Origin of the sequence: Corynebacterium sp. HMSC073H12 (assembly GCF_001837775.1) — a bacterium.
Classification (GTDB): domain Bacteria; phylum Actinomycetota; class Actinomycetes; order Mycobacteriales; family Mycobacteriaceae; genus Corynebacterium; species Corynebacterium amycolatum.
On the sequence record NZ_KV834035.1, the window covers coordinates 166,465 to 180,835 of the forward strand.

A 14,371-nucleotide genomic window follows, 5' to 3' on the forward strand; every position below is an offset into this window, starting at 1 on the left:
CCGGGTTCGACCGGGGCCGCCCAGGGGGCGCCTTTCTTCAGTTAGTGGCTAGGTTTATGCACCCCAAAAGTGCTATAGGCTTAGTCACTAATTTTTGTCTAGGCACACACCGCTTAACGACGGCTAGTCGTCTACTTGCTCGTGGAAATCTGCAGGCGCTATCGGATGCCCAGCGCGCAGTTCCTGCACCGCAAGATCCACGGCGGCCCGCCACGGGGTGTAGCCAATGCGCTCTTCGTTCGCCCGTACGTCATCCTCGGTAGCCATGGAAGGCAACGCCCCGGCCGCATCCGCCACAGCGCGCTGACGCTCGTATGCCGCACCCATTTCCACGATGTTGTTGACGAATTCCAGTTCGGCTCTGCAACCCAGTTCGTCGGCAAGCGGGGCGAGTTGAACCACAAGTTCACGGAGTTCGTCGCGAACCCACCGCTCGTCGGTATCGCGATTGACGATGACCAGCGCGTCCATGCCGTAGCGGGCGGCGCGCCACTTGTTTTCGGCGATGTGCCAGGGCTGCAGCGACGGTAGTTCCTCGCCAGCCTCCCACATGCGGTCGTAGTAAACCGTCAGACAGTGCGTCAATGCCACGACAGCGGCGAGTTCCTGCAGGTTAGAGGTAGCGTCAGCGACGCGAATCTCAATGGTGCCGTACTTTGATGCCGGGCGAATGTCCAAGTGCATCGAGCCGGTGTGGTTGATGACGCCGGAGCGGGACTGGTCGTGCATGTAGGACTCCCACTCGGGCCACGTGTAAATCGCCGGCGGCTGACCAGCGGTGGGAAGCTGCTGGTAGAGCAGGCTTCGGTTGGAAGCGTAACCCATGTCCTCGCCGTTCCAGGCCGGTGAGGAGGCAGACAGCGCCAACATGTGCGGCAGCTTCGTTGCCAGGGCCTGAATGATCGGCCAAACGCGTTCGGAGTCCTTAATGCCAACGTGGACGTGGACTCCCCAGATGATCATCTGGTTACCCCACCACTGAGTGCGGTTGATGATTTCGGAGTAGTGCCCCTTAGCGCTGACCTGCTGAGCAGTACCGCGGGCGAACGGATGCGAACCCGATGACCACACATCCACCCCAACGCGGTCAGCGGCCTCGAGAACCATGTCCAGCTGGCTTTGGAGCTCCGCTACGACATCGGGCACGTTCATGTGCACACCGGTGACGAGCTCCACGGTGTTGGCGAGGAACTCGCGCTGGAGCCCATGTCCGGGATGCTCCGCATCGATGATGTCGAGCACCTCGGCGGCAGCGGGGGCGGTGTCGCGCGTTCGTCGGTCAACGAACGCCACTTCCCATTCCACTCCCAGTGATGGCTGCGCCGATCCGGAAAATTGCTCAGTCATACCGCTATTTTTTCACACTAGGAGTCGTTTTCCTCAGTTGGCTCCGTCCAGGTGACGGTTTTTGCGCAGGAGGCAAGGTCACCGTTGGAATCGACAAGCGCAACTGTGGTGAAACTGTCTTCATCCACCTTGGACGGAACGTTCCAGACATCTGCATTCCGTTTGTCATCGACGTGCACTTCGCCGATGACACCCAACCCTTCGGTTGCGGGGCTGCCGATGCCACTGCAGCCAGATGCACCGCGCGCCTGCACTGTGTACTTGCCCTTATCCAAGGTAGTGAACTGACCTTTTTCGTCGGAAAGGCCCATCCACCCCTTGGCGCTCATGACCTGTACAGTTGCCAGCATTTTCATTGATCCGTCGTCGTTTGTGCGGATGAAGTTATAGGCGCTGACGCGCTCGGTCAGCTTCGGTGCAGCCGGATCTACGCGCACTGGCGCAGTGCTTGTCGACGCGCCTGCGTTCCCGTCCTTGTCACTGCTGGATTCAACCCCCGAGCAGGACACCAACAGTGTTGCAGCACAACCCAACGCGGTGGCGACAGCAACGCGACGACGCTTTACGGCGAACATAACAACCTCACAGACCTCACTGGCTACTAGCAGAATACTAGTACCCCTTTTTCAACCGTGATCTGTTTGAGACTGCAAAATATGCAAAAGCCCCGCGTAAGCCATGAAATGTGTGGCTTACGCGGGGCTTGGGAAGCTATGGGGGCTTCGCACCACGGCGGCAGGTTTTGAGGCTTAGGCCGCAAACCTTAGTGAGAGACCGAAGCCTGGTGGGCCGGGAGTCTAGTGAGCCGGGTCAGTGGCGACCACGACGATTCCCGCCGGAGCCTCCCGGAGACGGTCATCGCGAGGTGCGGCTTCCCAACCGTTGTCGTGCGCGATCTGCTCAGCGGCGGCCTTTTCCTCTTCGTTCCTCGGGTCGAAGTAGACGGTGGTCTTCTCCCACACACCCATCTTCTCTTCAGGAGCGTTACCGGTCTCACCGGCGCCCCAGCCCTGCTCGCCCATCTGCTTGGACAGGTCATCGGCGAGACCCACGACCTCAGAGTTATTCAGGACACTGACCTTGACAGCCTTGCGATCAATCTGGGGCGCTTCGTTGGCCTCATCCTGTGCCGGTGGATTCTCTGAGGGAGGAACCGGCTTGCCTGGCTCATTTGCCGGTGGCGGCGCCGGGACATCGCCGTCGCTGTCTCCAGCAGCACCATCCTTTGCCGGATCACTGCCCTTGGCCGAGTCAGCAGGCGCACCAGAGTCAGCCGGAGCGGATGCCGAGGTGTCATTCTGGCCGGTGTTCTCGGCATCGTCGCCACGTGTGCTGAGTGCGTAGGCACCGTAGGCGACCAGACACACGCCGATAGCGAGCAGCACGATAGCGAGAACGCGCATGTAGCGGCCATCACCGGCACCGTCACCGATGTCGCCGTCATCAACACCATCAGCAGCTGCGGAATTACTAGCAGCCCCAGCGCTGGCATCGGTAGAGGCGGCGGTGGCACCAGCAGCAGCTGCACCAGCGGCGGGAGCCGCAGATTTTGGCGCTGTGTGTTGAGCATCCGACGGCTCGGAGTACGCATGAGCGCCGCCAGCGGCAGGAGCCTCCGCGTAATCGCTGTACTCATCGAAGTCGTCGAAGTCGTCATCGAGTCGATGACGGCCCGGACGCGGTGAATTCTGAGGGTTTAGTTGGTCAGACACATCCCACATCCTATATGTTCTGCTGCCAAACCGTGAAGTGAAGCTTGAACGTTATGCGTCTTGGTTATCCCGCACGGCACGCAGCCGATGAACCAGCACGGGCTCGGCAGCTTCCGCTGCGGGCGAATCCAAAAGTCGTGAAAGCACCTGGTGGTAACGGATTGTGTTGTTGCCGAAGTCCTCGGCAAAGCGACGTCGAATTGCCTCCTGTCGCGCACCGGCCATACGCGGTCCGCGGCGGGCAACTTTCAGCCATTCCTTCTCAAAATCGAGCATTTTCTGCGCCAAAATGGGCTCAATGCCGCCGGTATCGCCCGCGAGTCCGGGATGCTCGGATGAGTCAGGCCGCAGCTCGGTCTCAGGTTCGTGGCCGCCGCCTATGGGTTTCTTGCTCACCATTTTCCGCACCCCGCTTTCCTTCTCACTCGCCCTGATTTTCTATTCTGCACAACACTGCCTATGCAGATACTTAGTGAAGATACATCGTAAGGCCCAGCCGCCCAGCCCTACCTACCACTTCCGACATCGCCCAACGTGTCCAAGACCCCTGACATCACCGGGCGATTTAGAAAACATGGACGCCGAGTAGAATCATCGACATGACTATCCGTCCCATTGTGATTGCCGGAGACCCCGTTCTCCACACTCCTACCCAGCCGGTAACCGAGGACATCTCCGAGCTGCGTGAGCTCATCGAGGACATGTACGAAACCATGGACCGCGCCCACGGCGTGGGGCTGGCTGCCAACCAGGTGGGCGTCGGCAAGCGTCTGTTCGTCTACAACTGCCCCGATGACGACGATGTCTGGCACCGCGGCTGCGTCATCAATCCGGTGCTGACCACCAGTGAAATCCCGAAGACCATGCCTAATGACGACGGTTCCGATGACGAAGGCTGCCTCTCTGTGCCCGGCCTGTCCTTCCCCACCAACCGCGCGGAGAAGGCCGTCGTCACCGGCATGGATGAAAACGGCGACGAGGTCCGCATCGAGGCCACCGGTTTCCTCGCCCGCTGCATGCAGCACGAGGTCGGCCACCTAGATGGGTTCCTCTATACCGATTGTCTCACCGGTCGTTGGAAGCGCATGGCCAAGAAGGAAATCAAGCGCGCCGGTTGGACCGAGGGCGGCCTGACCTGGATGCCGGGCGTGGATCCGGATCCGTTCGGCCACGAGGATTAGATCGTGGCGGATAGGCAATTGGAGTCGTCGGCAAGCGAAAATGCAGCACAGAAGCTACCGATTTCCCGCTGGGGCGTCGGTGAAGTGGCGGTGGGACGCCGTGTCATTGTGCGGCGCGCGCTGACCGATGAAGAGGCGCTGGCCAGCGGCAAGAAGACTACGGACGTCATTGGGCATGTGCTCAGCATGGATCCGTTCGTCGTGCGTCCGCAGGTTCGTGCTGGCGTGCGTGCCGACGAATCCGTGGCAGCGGTGGACTTTAGCGATAAGCACATTTTGATTGTGAAGGCCCTGCCGGATCATCCGGTGCGCAATTCGGATATTCGCGCCGTGGAAACTGCGACAGCGAAGGCCTTCCCGGGTATCGCGCATGTAGTGGAGTCGGGCTGGCTGCTGCGAGCCGGCGATGGCATTACGGAGCGTTCCAACTCCGCGCTGCCGCTCGAACCCGGAGCCAGCACTCAGCCGGTGCCGTTGGAGAAGATTAAGTCGTTTTACGATTCCCACGATTTGCCGGTGCGGATTGCAGTTCCGGATAGAATCGCCAAACCTGCACAGGCGCTGGTCGCGGGGCCGGAGTGGACGGTCGGGCCGGACATTGCGGTTATGACGCGCTCACTCGATGGGGATTTGCCGCCTGCTGAATTGGCAGCTGAATCGGACAGCGCCGCACAGATGCTTGATGAGCACAGCGCCGCACAGGTGCTTGACGAGCACAGCGCCGAGCTTGCAGACGTGCAGGTGGATATCGCTGATCAACCTGACGACGACTGGCTGGGGCTCTATCATTTCCGCGGCACCACGCTGCCCGAGCATGCGCTGCAGCTTCTGCGCAATGAAATCGATGGCCGCATGTGTTTCGGGCGGCTCCAAGTCCCTGATGACAGTGCACTTGAGGGCATGCGCACAGTAGCTATTACGCGCGGCACGCTGACCGAATCGGAGGACGGCCGCGTGTGGCTTGGATTCTCCGCCGTGGAAGTCGCAGCCGATATGCGCCGCCGAGGACTTGGCACCCTACTGGGAATTCAGATGATGCACTGGGGTGCGCAGCACGGGGCAGATTCTGCATATCTGCAGGTATTGGGCTCGAATGAGGCTGGCATCGCGCTGTACCGGACGCTCGGTTTCACCGAGCACCACCGGCACCGCTACGCGGAGCTGACAGGGGCTTAGGTCTCGGGACTCACGTTTCGCCCCTTCCCCGCTCACCCTGATGATCGCGCTACTTCCCGCGCTTAACCCGTTTAGTCCGCTTCAGCTGGTTGCCCTGCTGCTCCTTGTTCTCCATGCGGCGCTGTCCGCGCTGCAGCTCGCGCGTCTCCGGCTTTTCCACCACTCGAGTGCGAACCGAGAGTTCATGACGACCTCTCCCCAGCGGATCGCGTGAGGCAGCCATCGCAATCCAGCCAGCCAGGCCCGCAGAGACAAACCAACCGGCGACCGGGATCATCGACGGCAGAATCCAGGCATTGCGCACAAAACCATCGCGGGCTGAAACTGGCATCCCGTGTGCACCTTCAATTTTCATGCCCATGGCGTGCTTACCCGGAGAACCGTCGAAGATGGAGTCTCCCGCCACGCGGTAGAGGTAAAAACCACCGGGACCGAGGAAGAGGCTGATCAGCATCACCATTACGCCGCTGTCGGATGTCCCCGCGATGCTAGCGAGAACTGCAATAGAGGCAATCAACGCAGTGTAGATGACAGAATCCACCAGCAGCGCGCCACCACGACGCACCACAGGGGCATTGGCCAGATTGGGATCGAAGCCCAGGTGTACTGCCATTTGAGCGGTCAGCGGTGCAACTTTGGGGTTAGTGCTGAGCTCACCGAAGGAAGACACCCCGTAGCTAGCGGGGTACCCGCTCTCGTAGCCGACCGGAATGTTTGCTACCGGATATGGCACTTCCTGATACGGCATTGCCGCATCGTACGCCGCATATGCGTCGTGCTCCCGATAAGCATTCCTGCCACTACTACTCAGGTAATCCGCCGGACTGTACTCGCCGCCGTAACGGCGATCGTCCCAGTTAGCCAACCTCGAAACTCCCTTTCCTACCGGGCTTCCGCCCACCTTGTCCGCTTTTGTCCGCCTATTTTGTCACTGCTTTATTCAACGCATGAGGCCGCCGTTTCGTTCCCCTTTTACAATCCCCTTTTACAATCGTTGATATGCGAATCTGTGTCTGGAACGTCAATTCGGCTCGAACCCGCCTCGACCGAATTGTGGAAATGCTGCGCCGGAATAACATTGATGTCCTGGCCGTCCAGGAAACCAAGTGCAAGGACGACCAATTCCCCACCGCTGCTTTTGAAGAGCTGGGATACCAAGTCGCCCACCACGGCCTGAATCAGTGGAATGGCGTTGCCATCATCTCCCGCGTCGGCCTTGAAGACATCCAGGCAGGGTTCCCCGGTCAGCCCGGTTTCAACAAGGACCCCGACGCAACTCCCGCATTGGAGGCCCGCCATATCGCTGCTACCTGCGGTGGCGTGCGCATCCACAGCCTCTACATCCCGAACGGCCGCGACATCACCGACCCGCACTTCGAGTACAAGCTCGAATTTTTGGAGCGGCTCCGTCAGCACATCATCGCCACGCTTGACGACGACCCGGAGGCCACCTTCATGATGGGCGGCGACTTCAACATCGCCCCGACCGACGGCGATGTCTGGTCAATGGCAGCCTTCGCGGGGAAAACACATGTCACACCACCTGAACGCGCAGCTTTCTATGCGCTGGAGCAGGCGGGTATGAAGGAAGTAACTCGCCAATTCACCCCAAACCAGTGGACCTACTGGGATTACAAGGCCGGCCGCTTTTTCAAGGATGAGGGCATGCGCATCGACTTCCAGCTCGCCTCCCCCACCCTCGCGGCAAAGGCGTCCGCCGGATTCATCGACATCGAAGAGCGTCAGGGCAAAGGCGCATCCGACCATGCTCCGGTGATTGTGGATTACGAAGTGTAGATAAACGCGGCGGAAAAGCGCGTAGGCCTAGTTCCTTCTAGGGGGCGTCGCTGGGGCCGTCGTAAAGCGGAGTCCTTGCTGCCAGCCCCTAAAATCAGGGGCAGAAATGGGCGATAAAGCACCCGCACAACACTTATGAGCCTAACTTTTTGTTCAATCTACAAATTTTCACCACAGAAAGTTATTTCGACGATATAAGGTGTTTATTCAGAACATCAATTCATTACGTCGGGAAGGAAGATCATGACTTCTGCACGCTCCCCTCAGCGCACCACCACCCCGGAGCCAGCGAGCGGCTTCCCCACCGCGGATGACTCAACTGAGTCCGATGAATCCCTGCGCGAAAGCGTGCAGAAGATTTCCATCGGCCTGTATGACTTCCTTGCGTCGACTCGCCGCCTCGGTGAGCGCCCGAATGCCAGGATGGACATTTCCCAGTCGGAAATGGAAGTACTGCACTTTATTTCGACCCACCCGGGCTGCGGCGTATCCGACATTGCACGCCTGCGTTTCCTGCGCCCGTCCAACGTTTCGGCAACAGTCCGCCGTCTACTCGACAACGGGCTGATTGAACGCGAGAACAATGCAAAGGATCGCCGTGCGCAGAACCTCTATGTCTCCAGCGATGGCGAGACCCTGCTGGAGCAGCTTATCGACCACTGGGGTGCGCTGGTGTACGAAATTGTGCGGACGATGTCGCAAAAGGACGTGCGTGCGCTAATTAAGGCACTGCCTTCGCTGCTGAAGCTGGCGGAGCACTCGGAAAGCTATGTTGAGGAGCACCAGCGCCGCCAGGAGCCGTTCTAAAAGCGCGCCGCTAAACCCTTCTTACTAGGTACGATGATGCTCATGGCTATTACTTTGAAGAAGGCAAAAAACGTAAAGACCGCTCCATTGGTGGCCACCGGCCTCATCGGCGGCTGGCTCACCGCTCGCGAAACAGGCATTCGCCCGCTCGGTGGCGTCATCTTGGGCGCCGCCGGCGCATATGCAGCACGCACCTGGAACGCAAAGACCGGCGCCCTGGGAGCCACTGGTCTGGTGGCCGCCTACCTCGGCGCTTTCAGCCTCTCACACCCGCTGGCCAAGAAGATTGGCGCATGGCCGTCCGTCCTGACCGTCACCGCGCTGGCTGCTGGCGCAGCAGCAGTTGCCGACTCCAAGTAGTCGACGCAGGGGGCGCCGGTAGACGCGAAGCCGACACCTAGTCAAGGGCCTCCAGCAGTTTCTCAAGGTGCGTGCGCACCCTTGGCCACGATTCCGCAAAAGGCGGCAGCAGGTCGAGGCTGTCGACGTCGTCAAGCGGAACCCAGCGCAACTCTAGGGACTCCTCGTTCGGATTCGTCTCCAGCTCTTCGGCAGCTAGTGCGTAGACCGTGTGATACTTCCAGCCGCCGGCGAGCTCGGGGCGATCCGGATCGGCTGGGAAGGGACCGGTGGTGACCTGCGTGTCGAGGATGCGAAGCTGATGCTCCAGCAACCCAGTTTCCTCAGCCGTTTCACGCAGCGCAGTCGCCTCGGGAGTCTCATGAGAATCACAAGCCCCGCCAGGAACACCCCACGTTAGGGGGAATGATGTCCAGTCAGCTCGATACTGCATAAGCACCGTGCGCTGAGGGGTCACAATCAGCAGCCCCGCAGCTCCGAAGCGCCCCCAGCAGCGCGTACCGTTGGGACCAGCTGACCAACCATTTCCATCCTGAAGCATGTCTCCACCCTACGCCAGATACCCTTGTGTTTTCGGTCACAAGCTCGAGCGACTAAGATTTGCAAGGAGCTAACGTCGCCCTGATCAGAGAGATTGCCGCAGGCGACTTCGGTCACGTCGGAAGGACACGTGCACATGAGTGAAACCACTTCAAGTGCGCCTCATTCCCGCGCCCACGACAAAAGCCGAAACCCATTTCACCGTAAAAATCGCGCCCCACGTCGAGCTCGTTTCAGCGGTCGGACCACTCCCGGTGGCGAAAGCTTAGACACACACACTGCGGCTCAGGCGGCAAAGGAATCGAAAGATACTCCCGACACCGCCCCGACTACCGAGAGCGCGGCACCATCAACTGCTCTGGAAACCTCCGAGTCCTCGACCAATACAACCGCTACAGCCACATCAGCGAAGCCCGCAGGAGCAGCATCCCCAGCGATGCCTCCGCGTGATACCGACCTGCGCGTGGACGCCCTGGAAATTGGCCCGCGCAACCGGAGATTGACACGTTTTCTCGGTGACCGCCTCTACGACAAGCTCGGCCCGTCGGCCACGTATGTGCGCCGTTCAGTGTCCTTTTTGATGACATCGCCGGGCCGCTTGACCATAGTCGCCCTCATCCTCATCGTCGCTATCCTGGCCGCCGGCCTATCCATGTGGCAAACAACCTCGCAACGCCAGCAGCAGCTCACCCGAATTTCGCAGCTGAGCGAGCCGATGGCCAATGCCTCGCAGAATCTCTATGCCTCGCTGACGATTGCCGATGCGTCGGCCAACACCGCTTTTTCCCGCGGCACACTCAACAGCAGCCAGGACTTGGTCAGCAACTTCGACGATGTCATCGCACAAGCATCTATGTCCGCTACCCGCGCAGCTACGGGCATTGAAAACGTCGATGCCCCAGAGATGAAGAATATCGCGACTGTACAGCGACTGTTGCCGGTCTACACCGGCATGGTCGAGACAGCCCGTGCGAATGCGCGCCAGGGCAATCCCGTCAGTGTCGCGTACCTAGCCTCTGCCTCAAACTTGATGCAGGTGCAGATTCTGCCAGCTGCAAAATCGCTCTACGAACGCACCAGTACCACCACTAATGCGGAGCAGCGCGAACTATCGAACCCCCCGCTCTTCCCAATGTCAGGCCTGGCAGCGGCAATTTTGATGCTGCTCCTCACACAGTGGCGGCTGACCCGTCGCACCGGACGACTATTCAACGTCGGTCTTTTTGGCGCGACCATGTTGATGACCATCGCGCTTGTCGGTGTGGGAATTGCCACCACTCAGCCGTGGCAGTCCAACTCTCTCTTCGGAGAGCAGCGCCCGGACGTTCATGCCCTAACCGAAGTGCGCATTGATGCCCAGCAGCTACGCGCCAGCGAAACCCTCGGCTTAGTGCGCCGTCAGCCCGCGGATGCGGAGTCCTTCTCGCAGTCGGTGCGCACCCTGGTCGGCGAGCTGGAAAGAGTGGACGCCAATGCGCCGGACGACGATGTCAGAGCCGCCATCCACGGTATCTATAGCTGGGAGTCCGGTCACAACCTGATGATGGAGCACCTGAGTTCAGGCGACTACGCCGGTGCGGTTCGGATCGCGACCGATGTGGGCAACGCCAGCTCGTCGGCGGCTGCGTTCAACCAGGTCGATGAGTCGCTACAGAATTCCATCGCTGAGTCCCGTCTGACCGCCCGCGAGAACCTCGACCAATCCCGTCGCGCTATCGCGGCACTGTCCCTCACTACGGTTACTCTGACCGTAATCGCAGCTGTTCTGGTCGTTTTCGGATTCCGCCACCGGCTCCTGGAGTACCTATGATCGTTCCGTTCTCCCCATCGCTCCGCGGTCTCGCCGGTTGGCGGCGCAGAGCCGTCCTTGGTGCACTCGCCGTCGCGGGCCTCACCGTCAGTGCTTGCGCGCCCGATTCGCTTGCCGACGATCCCTACTCGCGCACCATCCTTGAGGCTACCGGCGATTTCCCCCTGCCACCGGGCGCGTTCTACGACAAGGCCTCCTCGAAGAAGCCTGCGCCTCAGGAAAACACCCCAGATTTGTCCACACTAGCGCCCGATGACCAAACACCAGAGGAGCGAGTCCCGGAGATCTACAAGCGCGGTCGCATCATTGTTGGTGTTGACCAATCGTTGAACCTACTCAGCTTCCGCGATTTCAGCACCGGTGAGCTCTCGGGGTTTGAAGTATCTCTGGCACAAGAGATTGCCGCGGACATCTTTGGTGACCCCGACGCCGTTGAATTTCGGTTCGTCGACAGCAATGAACGCATCGCTGCACTCGAGGACGGCACCGTCGATGTCGTGTTGCGCACTATGACGGTCACCGATGCCCGGCGCGAAAAGGCGCTGTTTTCCGCACCGTATTTGACGGCACGAGCTGGAGTGCTTGTCTCTTCGCCGGGCGGCGACGCCTCCCCTGAGGACGTCGAGGACGGTCGTATCTGTGTCTCCCGGGGATCTACTACCGAGGATTTGATTCGACGCCTGTCTCCGAACAATATGCTGCTGTTGGTCGGTAACTGGTCGGATTGCCTGATTGCACTTCAAAACGACCAGGCAGAGATTGTCGTTGCCGACGACACCATCCTCGCTGGTATCAACGACCAGGATCCGGCTACTGCAATTGTTCAGCAAGGCTTGAACAAGGAAAGCTACGCGGCCGGTGTATCCAAGAAGAACCCCGGCCTCGTTCGCCAAATCAACGCGACCCTGGAGCGCATAGCGAACGACGGCACCTGGCAGTCTCTCTACAACACCTGGTTCGGCCCCTTCCTACCAAGCGGTACTCAACCGGTGCCACAGTACGGCGACGACGAAGACATACTTGGAATTACCCCCACACCGGAAGCTGCTCCAGAAGGCGAGCTGAATAACCGATGAGCGACGAAAACCAGCACCCCGAGCACCCCGAGCAAGCCCAGCATACCCAGCACATGCCCGCCCCTCAGGAGGAAGCCCACGCAGAGGCAGAGGCTGCCGCAACGCAGGCCGTCGCCTTCGACCCATTCGCCGATGAAGACGACGAACAAGCGCCCGGCACTGCCGCTGTCGCATTCGACCCTTTTGCGGACGATGATGACGATGACGAAGAGTTCGATATCGCCGAATTGTTGGGGCGCGGGGGCTCGTCGTCAAGCGTGACGACCCACCCCGGCCCCCAGGCACCAGATCCGTCGATGGCCTCGCACCGGAAAGCGTTGGAGGACTTTCGCCGGAAGCGATCGACTGCGCACCGTGGACGCACCGTCGCCGACGGCATGGTGCACCTGCCGTACATCACAACGCAGGATCCGCGCGATGCAGTAATGAGTGATGAAAAGATTCGCGCGACGAATAAGCCGGCGCCGAGCCTGAAAGCCGGCGATATCGTGGCGGATCAGTACGAAATTGTGGGCCCGATTGCCCACGGCGGTCTCGGCTGGATTTATCTGGCGATTGACCACAATGTCTCGGATCGCTGGGTCGTGCTCAAGGGCATGATGGCAGCGAAAAACGAGAAGGATTTCGCCGTAGTCCAGGCGGAACGCGAGTTTCTCGCGGAAATCTCGCATCCGGGAATTGTGAAGATCATCAACTTCATCGATGAGACCGACGCCAACAGCGCCACCGGCTTCATTGTGATGGAGTACGTCGGCGGTCCGTCGTTACGCAAGCAGCGACGGAGCTACCCGGACGGCGTCATGCCCTGTGACCTGGCGATTGGCTACATCCTGGAGCTGCTACCGGCGCTGGATTACCTGCACTCGCGCGGCGTTGTCTACAACGATTTGAAGCCGGACAACGTGCTGCTCAGCGAAGACCACGTCACGCTTATCGACGTTGGCGCGGTCACCGGCATCGGCGCCTACGGCCATATCTACGGCACGCCCGGTTTCCAGGCGCCGGAGATTGCCACGACGGGACCAACAATTGCCAGCGATATCTACACTGTCGGCCGCACGCTGGCCTCGCTAATTCTGAAACTGCCGGCGACCAACGGTGTCTATGCCCCTGGGCTACCGACGCCGGCCGAGGAGCCTCTGTTCCGCCGTTTCTACTCGCTCTACCGCTTCCTACTGCGCGCTTGCCACGAGGATCCCGAGGCCCGCTTCGGTTCCGCCGAAGAGATGAGTGTGCAGCTCATCGGCGTATTGCGCGAGATTCTGGCGGTGCGCGACGGCGTGCAATTCCCGCAGACGGTGTCGAATTTCTCACCGCAGCGTTCCACGTATGGCACCAAGCACCTGGTGTTCCGCACCGATCAGCTTGTCGACGGCATCACCCGCGGCGTGGAAATCACTCCGCAAGAAGTGACCTTCGCGCTGCCTGTGCCACTGATCAACCCGACGGACCCCGGTGCGCGCATCTTAAGTGCCTCGTCGTTTACAGAGCCCAACGAACTAATCGAGACACTGACCAACGCGCTGTCCGAACCCGAATATGGCTCCTCGGTGGAAATTCCACTGGGCATCGTGCGTGCGAAGCTGGACCTCGGATTAATTGATGAAGCCCGCGACAGCCTCCGCGATACCTCCGAACGCCTGCAGCGCGATTGGCGTTACCGCTGGTATGAAGGCATCACTTACCTGCTTCTCGACCAATTCAACGATGCCCTCACCTCGTTCCACCACGTGCTGACAATGCTCCCCGGCGAGCCCGCCCCGAAGTTGGCGCTGGCAGCGACTCTCGAGTTGATTCAACAGCGCTTGGGCATCGCCAACGCATCTCTCCTCGAACCCTCTGTCGCCCGCGCCGCCGCGAACTTGAGCAGCGCGCTGGATAATGTCGCCGCCGATACGCCCGAAATCTTCTCCCCCGCCTGGGCCAGCGAGTCCCTGTCGCCTCAGACGATTCGTTTCAACACCCTGCGTCTCTACGCCGTCGTGTGGGCGGCCAACCCGACGACGGTATCCTCCGCCTTCGGGCTAGCTCGTCAGCTGGCCTCTGAGCGCCAACACGAAATGGCTATCTCCCAGCTTGACCGCGTTCCCGGTAACTCCCGCCACCATCGCATGGCACGTTTGACGACAATTCTGATGCTCACCTCCGGGATGCCCTCCGAGTTGACCGAATCGAGAATTCGCCGTGCTGCGCGTCGCCTGGTGGAGCTACCGACGAATGAACCGCGCATGCCGCAGCTGCGCATCGCCGTGATGGCGTCCGCGCTGAACTGGTTGCGCAGCTCGAACCTCGACCATGCGGCTAGCTCCAACGGTCTTTTCGATGCGCCCTTCACCGTGGCCGGCCTACGGGAAGGGCTGGAAAAAGACTTACGGATACTGGCACGCTCTTCACAGTTTCCACGACACCGCTACAACTTGGTGGATATCGCAAATCTTATCCGGCCACGGACTTGGCGTTAGCTCTTTGCCAGCTCTCTACCGAGCCTGGTCAAACATGTGGTTGAGGGCGTGAGCGCCACCCCAGAATTGGTGAATAAAGAGAGAATTACGGTTCGTGGTTTAA

At 60.2% G+C, this 14,371-nt stretch carries 14 protein-coding genes; 8 read left to right on the forward strand and 6 right to left on the reverse strand.

Annotated elements, in window-relative coordinates:
* Positions 1–123 precede the first annotated feature (123 nt).
* The 4 genes from HMPREF2708_RS05820 to HMPREF2708_RS05835 form a co-directional block, all read right to left on the reverse strand.
* Positions 124–1,347 (reverse strand): glutamate--cysteine ligase, encoded by a 1,224-nt coding sequence (locus HMPREF2708_RS05820; RefSeq protein ID WP_070833427.1) that lies wholly within the window; start codon positions 1,345–1,347, stop codon positions 124–126.
* A gap of 17 nt (positions 1,348–1,364) precedes the next feature.
* On the reverse strand, positions 1,365–1,922 hold the full coding sequence (locus HMPREF2708_RS05825) for a hypothetical protein (protein WP_070833428.1): 558 nt from the start codon (positions 1,920–1,922) through the stop codon (positions 1,365–1,367).
* Between the two features lie 222 nt (positions 1,923–2,144).
* The gene (locus HMPREF2708_RS05830; RefSeq protein ID WP_070833596.1) at positions 2,145–3,059 is read right to left on the reverse strand and encodes a LytR C-terminal domain-containing protein; all 915 of its coding nucleotides are present in this window, start codon (positions 3,057–3,059) and stop codon (positions 2,145–2,147) included.
* Positions 3,060–3,110: 51 nt separating this feature from the next.
* Positions 3,111–3,458, reverse strand: a complete 348-nt coding sequence (locus HMPREF2708_RS05835; protein WP_070833430.1) for a DUF3263 domain-containing protein — start codon at positions 3,456–3,458, stop codon at positions 3,111–3,113.
* A gap of 200 nt (positions 3,459–3,658) precedes the next feature.
* Between HMPREF2708_RS05835 and HMPREF2708_RS05840 the strand changes: the two genes are divergently transcribed.
* Together HMPREF2708_RS05840 and HMPREF2708_RS05845 are read left to right on the forward strand one after the other, a co-directional pair.
* Positions 3,659–4,240, forward strand: coding sequence for a peptide deformylase (locus HMPREF2708_RS05840; protein WP_070833432.1), 582 nt, complete (start codon positions 3,659–3,661; stop codon positions 4,238–4,240).
* Positions 4,241–4,243: 3 nt separating this feature from the next.
* The gene (locus tag HMPREF2708_RS05845) at positions 4,244–5,416 is read left to right on the forward strand and encodes an N-acetylglutamate synthase, CG3035 family (RefSeq protein ID WP_083321882.1); all 1,173 of its coding nucleotides are present in this window, start codon (positions 4,244–4,246) and stop codon (positions 5,414–5,416) included.
* A gap of 49 nt (positions 5,417–5,465) precedes the next feature.
* Here the strand turns inward: HMPREF2708_RS05845 and HMPREF2708_RS05850 are convergent, their stop codons facing one another.
* The gene (locus tag HMPREF2708_RS05850) at positions 5,466–6,281 is read right to left on the reverse strand and encodes an RDD family protein (protein ID WP_246840349.1); all 816 of its coding nucleotides are present in this window, start codon (positions 6,279–6,281) and stop codon (positions 5,466–5,468) included.
* 134 nt (positions 6,282–6,415) lie between these two features.
* On the opposite strand from HMPREF2708_RS05850, the gene HMPREF2708_RS05855 reads away from it, so the two are divergent.
* The 3 genes from HMPREF2708_RS05855 to HMPREF2708_RS05865 all read left to right on the forward strand — a co-directional run bounded on the left by HMPREF2708_RS05855 (position 6,416) and on the right by HMPREF2708_RS05865 (position 8,380).
* Positions 6,416–7,213 (forward strand): exodeoxyribonuclease III, encoded by a 798-nt coding sequence (locus HMPREF2708_RS05855; protein WP_070833436.1) that lies wholly within the window; start codon positions 6,416–6,418, stop codon positions 7,211–7,213.
* 243 nt (positions 7,214–7,456) lie between these two features.
* Positions 7,457–8,020 (forward strand): MarR family winged helix-turn-helix transcriptional regulator, encoded by a 564-nt coding sequence (locus HMPREF2708_RS05860; protein ID WP_016421518.1) that lies wholly within the window; start codon positions 7,457–7,459, stop codon positions 8,018–8,020.
* A gap of 42 nt (positions 8,021–8,062) precedes the next feature.
* Complete coding sequence (locus tag HMPREF2708_RS05865) at positions 8,063–8,380, forward strand: hypothetical protein (protein WP_210400321.1); 318 nt, start codon at positions 8,063–8,065, stop codon at positions 8,378–8,380.
* A 37-nt stretch (positions 8,381–8,417) separates the two neighbouring features.
* On the opposite strand, the gene HMPREF2708_RS05870 is transcribed toward HMPREF2708_RS05865, so the two are convergent.
* On the reverse strand, positions 8,418–8,921 hold the full coding sequence (locus HMPREF2708_RS05870; RefSeq protein WP_070833438.1) for an NUDIX domain-containing protein: 504 nt from the start codon (positions 8,919–8,921) through the stop codon (positions 8,418–8,420).
* A 435-nt stretch (positions 8,922–9,356) separates the two neighbouring features.
* Between HMPREF2708_RS05870 and HMPREF2708_RS05875 the strand changes: the two genes are divergently transcribed.
* Genes HMPREF2708_RS05875 through HMPREF2708_RS05885 form a run of 3 tightly spaced genes read left to right on the forward strand, consistent with a single transcriptional unit; the run spans position 9,357 to position 14,268 of the window.
* Positions 9,357–10,730, forward strand: a complete 1,374-nt coding sequence (locus HMPREF2708_RS05875; RefSeq protein WP_246840350.1) for a hypothetical protein — start codon at positions 9,357–9,359, stop codon at positions 10,728–10,730.
* Positions 10,727–11,806, forward strand: coding sequence for a transporter substrate-binding domain-containing protein (locus HMPREF2708_RS05880; protein ID WP_070833442.1), 1,080 nt, complete (start codon positions 10,727–10,729; stop codon positions 11,804–11,806). Before HMPREF2708_RS05875 ends, HMPREF2708_RS05880 begins: the two co-directional genes overlap by 4 nt.
* On the forward strand, positions 11,803–14,268 hold the full coding sequence (locus tag HMPREF2708_RS05885; RefSeq protein WP_083321883.1) for a serine/threonine protein kinase: 2,466 nt from the start codon (positions 11,803–11,805) through the stop codon (positions 14,266–14,268). Before HMPREF2708_RS05880 ends, HMPREF2708_RS05885 begins: the two co-directional genes overlap by 4 nt.
* Positions 14,269–14,371: the final 103 nt, after the last annotated feature.

Bases quoted from the DNA above. Each gene is read 5' to 3' on its own strand.
- HMPREF2708_RS05820 (WP_070833427.1), bottom strand. From the start codon at position 1,347: ATGACTGAGCAATTTTCCGGATCGGCGCAGCCATCACTGGGAGTGGAA.
- HMPREF2708_RS05825 (WP_070833428.1), bottom strand. From the start codon at position 1,922: ATGTTCGCCGTAAAGCGTCGTCGCGTTGCTGTCGCCACCGCGTTGGGT.
- HMPREF2708_RS05835 (WP_070833430.1), bottom strand. From the start codon at position 3,458: ATGGTGAGCAAGAAACCCATAGGCGGCGGCCACGAACCTGAGACCGAG.
- HMPREF2708_RS05840 (WP_070833432.1), top strand. From the start codon at position 3,659: ATGACTATCCGTCCCATTGTGATTGCCGGAGACCCCGTTCTCCACACT.
- HMPREF2708_RS05855 (WP_070833436.1), top strand. From the start codon at position 6,416: ATGCGAATCTGTGTCTGGAACGTCAATTCGGCTCGAACCCGCCTCGAC.
- HMPREF2708_RS05860 (WP_016421518.1), top strand. From the start codon at position 7,457: ATGACTTCTGCACGCTCCCCTCAGCGCACCACCACCCCGGAGCCAGCG.
- HMPREF2708_RS05865 (WP_210400321.1), top strand. From the start codon at position 8,063: ATGGCTATTACTTTGAAGAAGGCAAAAAACGTAAAGACCGCTCCATTG.
- HMPREF2708_RS05870 (WP_070833438.1), bottom strand. From the start codon at position 8,921: ATGCTTCAGGATGGAAATGGTTGGTCAGCTGGTCCCAACGGTACGCGC.
- HMPREF2708_RS05875 (WP_246840350.1), top strand. From the start codon at position 9,357: ATGCCTCCGCGTGATACCGACCTGCGCGTGGACGCCCTGGAAATTGGC.
- HMPREF2708_RS05880 (WP_070833442.1), top strand. From the start codon at position 10,727: ATGATCGTTCCGTTCTCCCCATCGCTCCGCGGTCTCGCCGGTTGGCGG.
- HMPREF2708_RS05885 (WP_083321883.1), top strand. From the start codon at position 11,803: ATGAGCGACGAAAACCAGCACCCCGAGCACCCCGAGCAAGCCCAGCAT.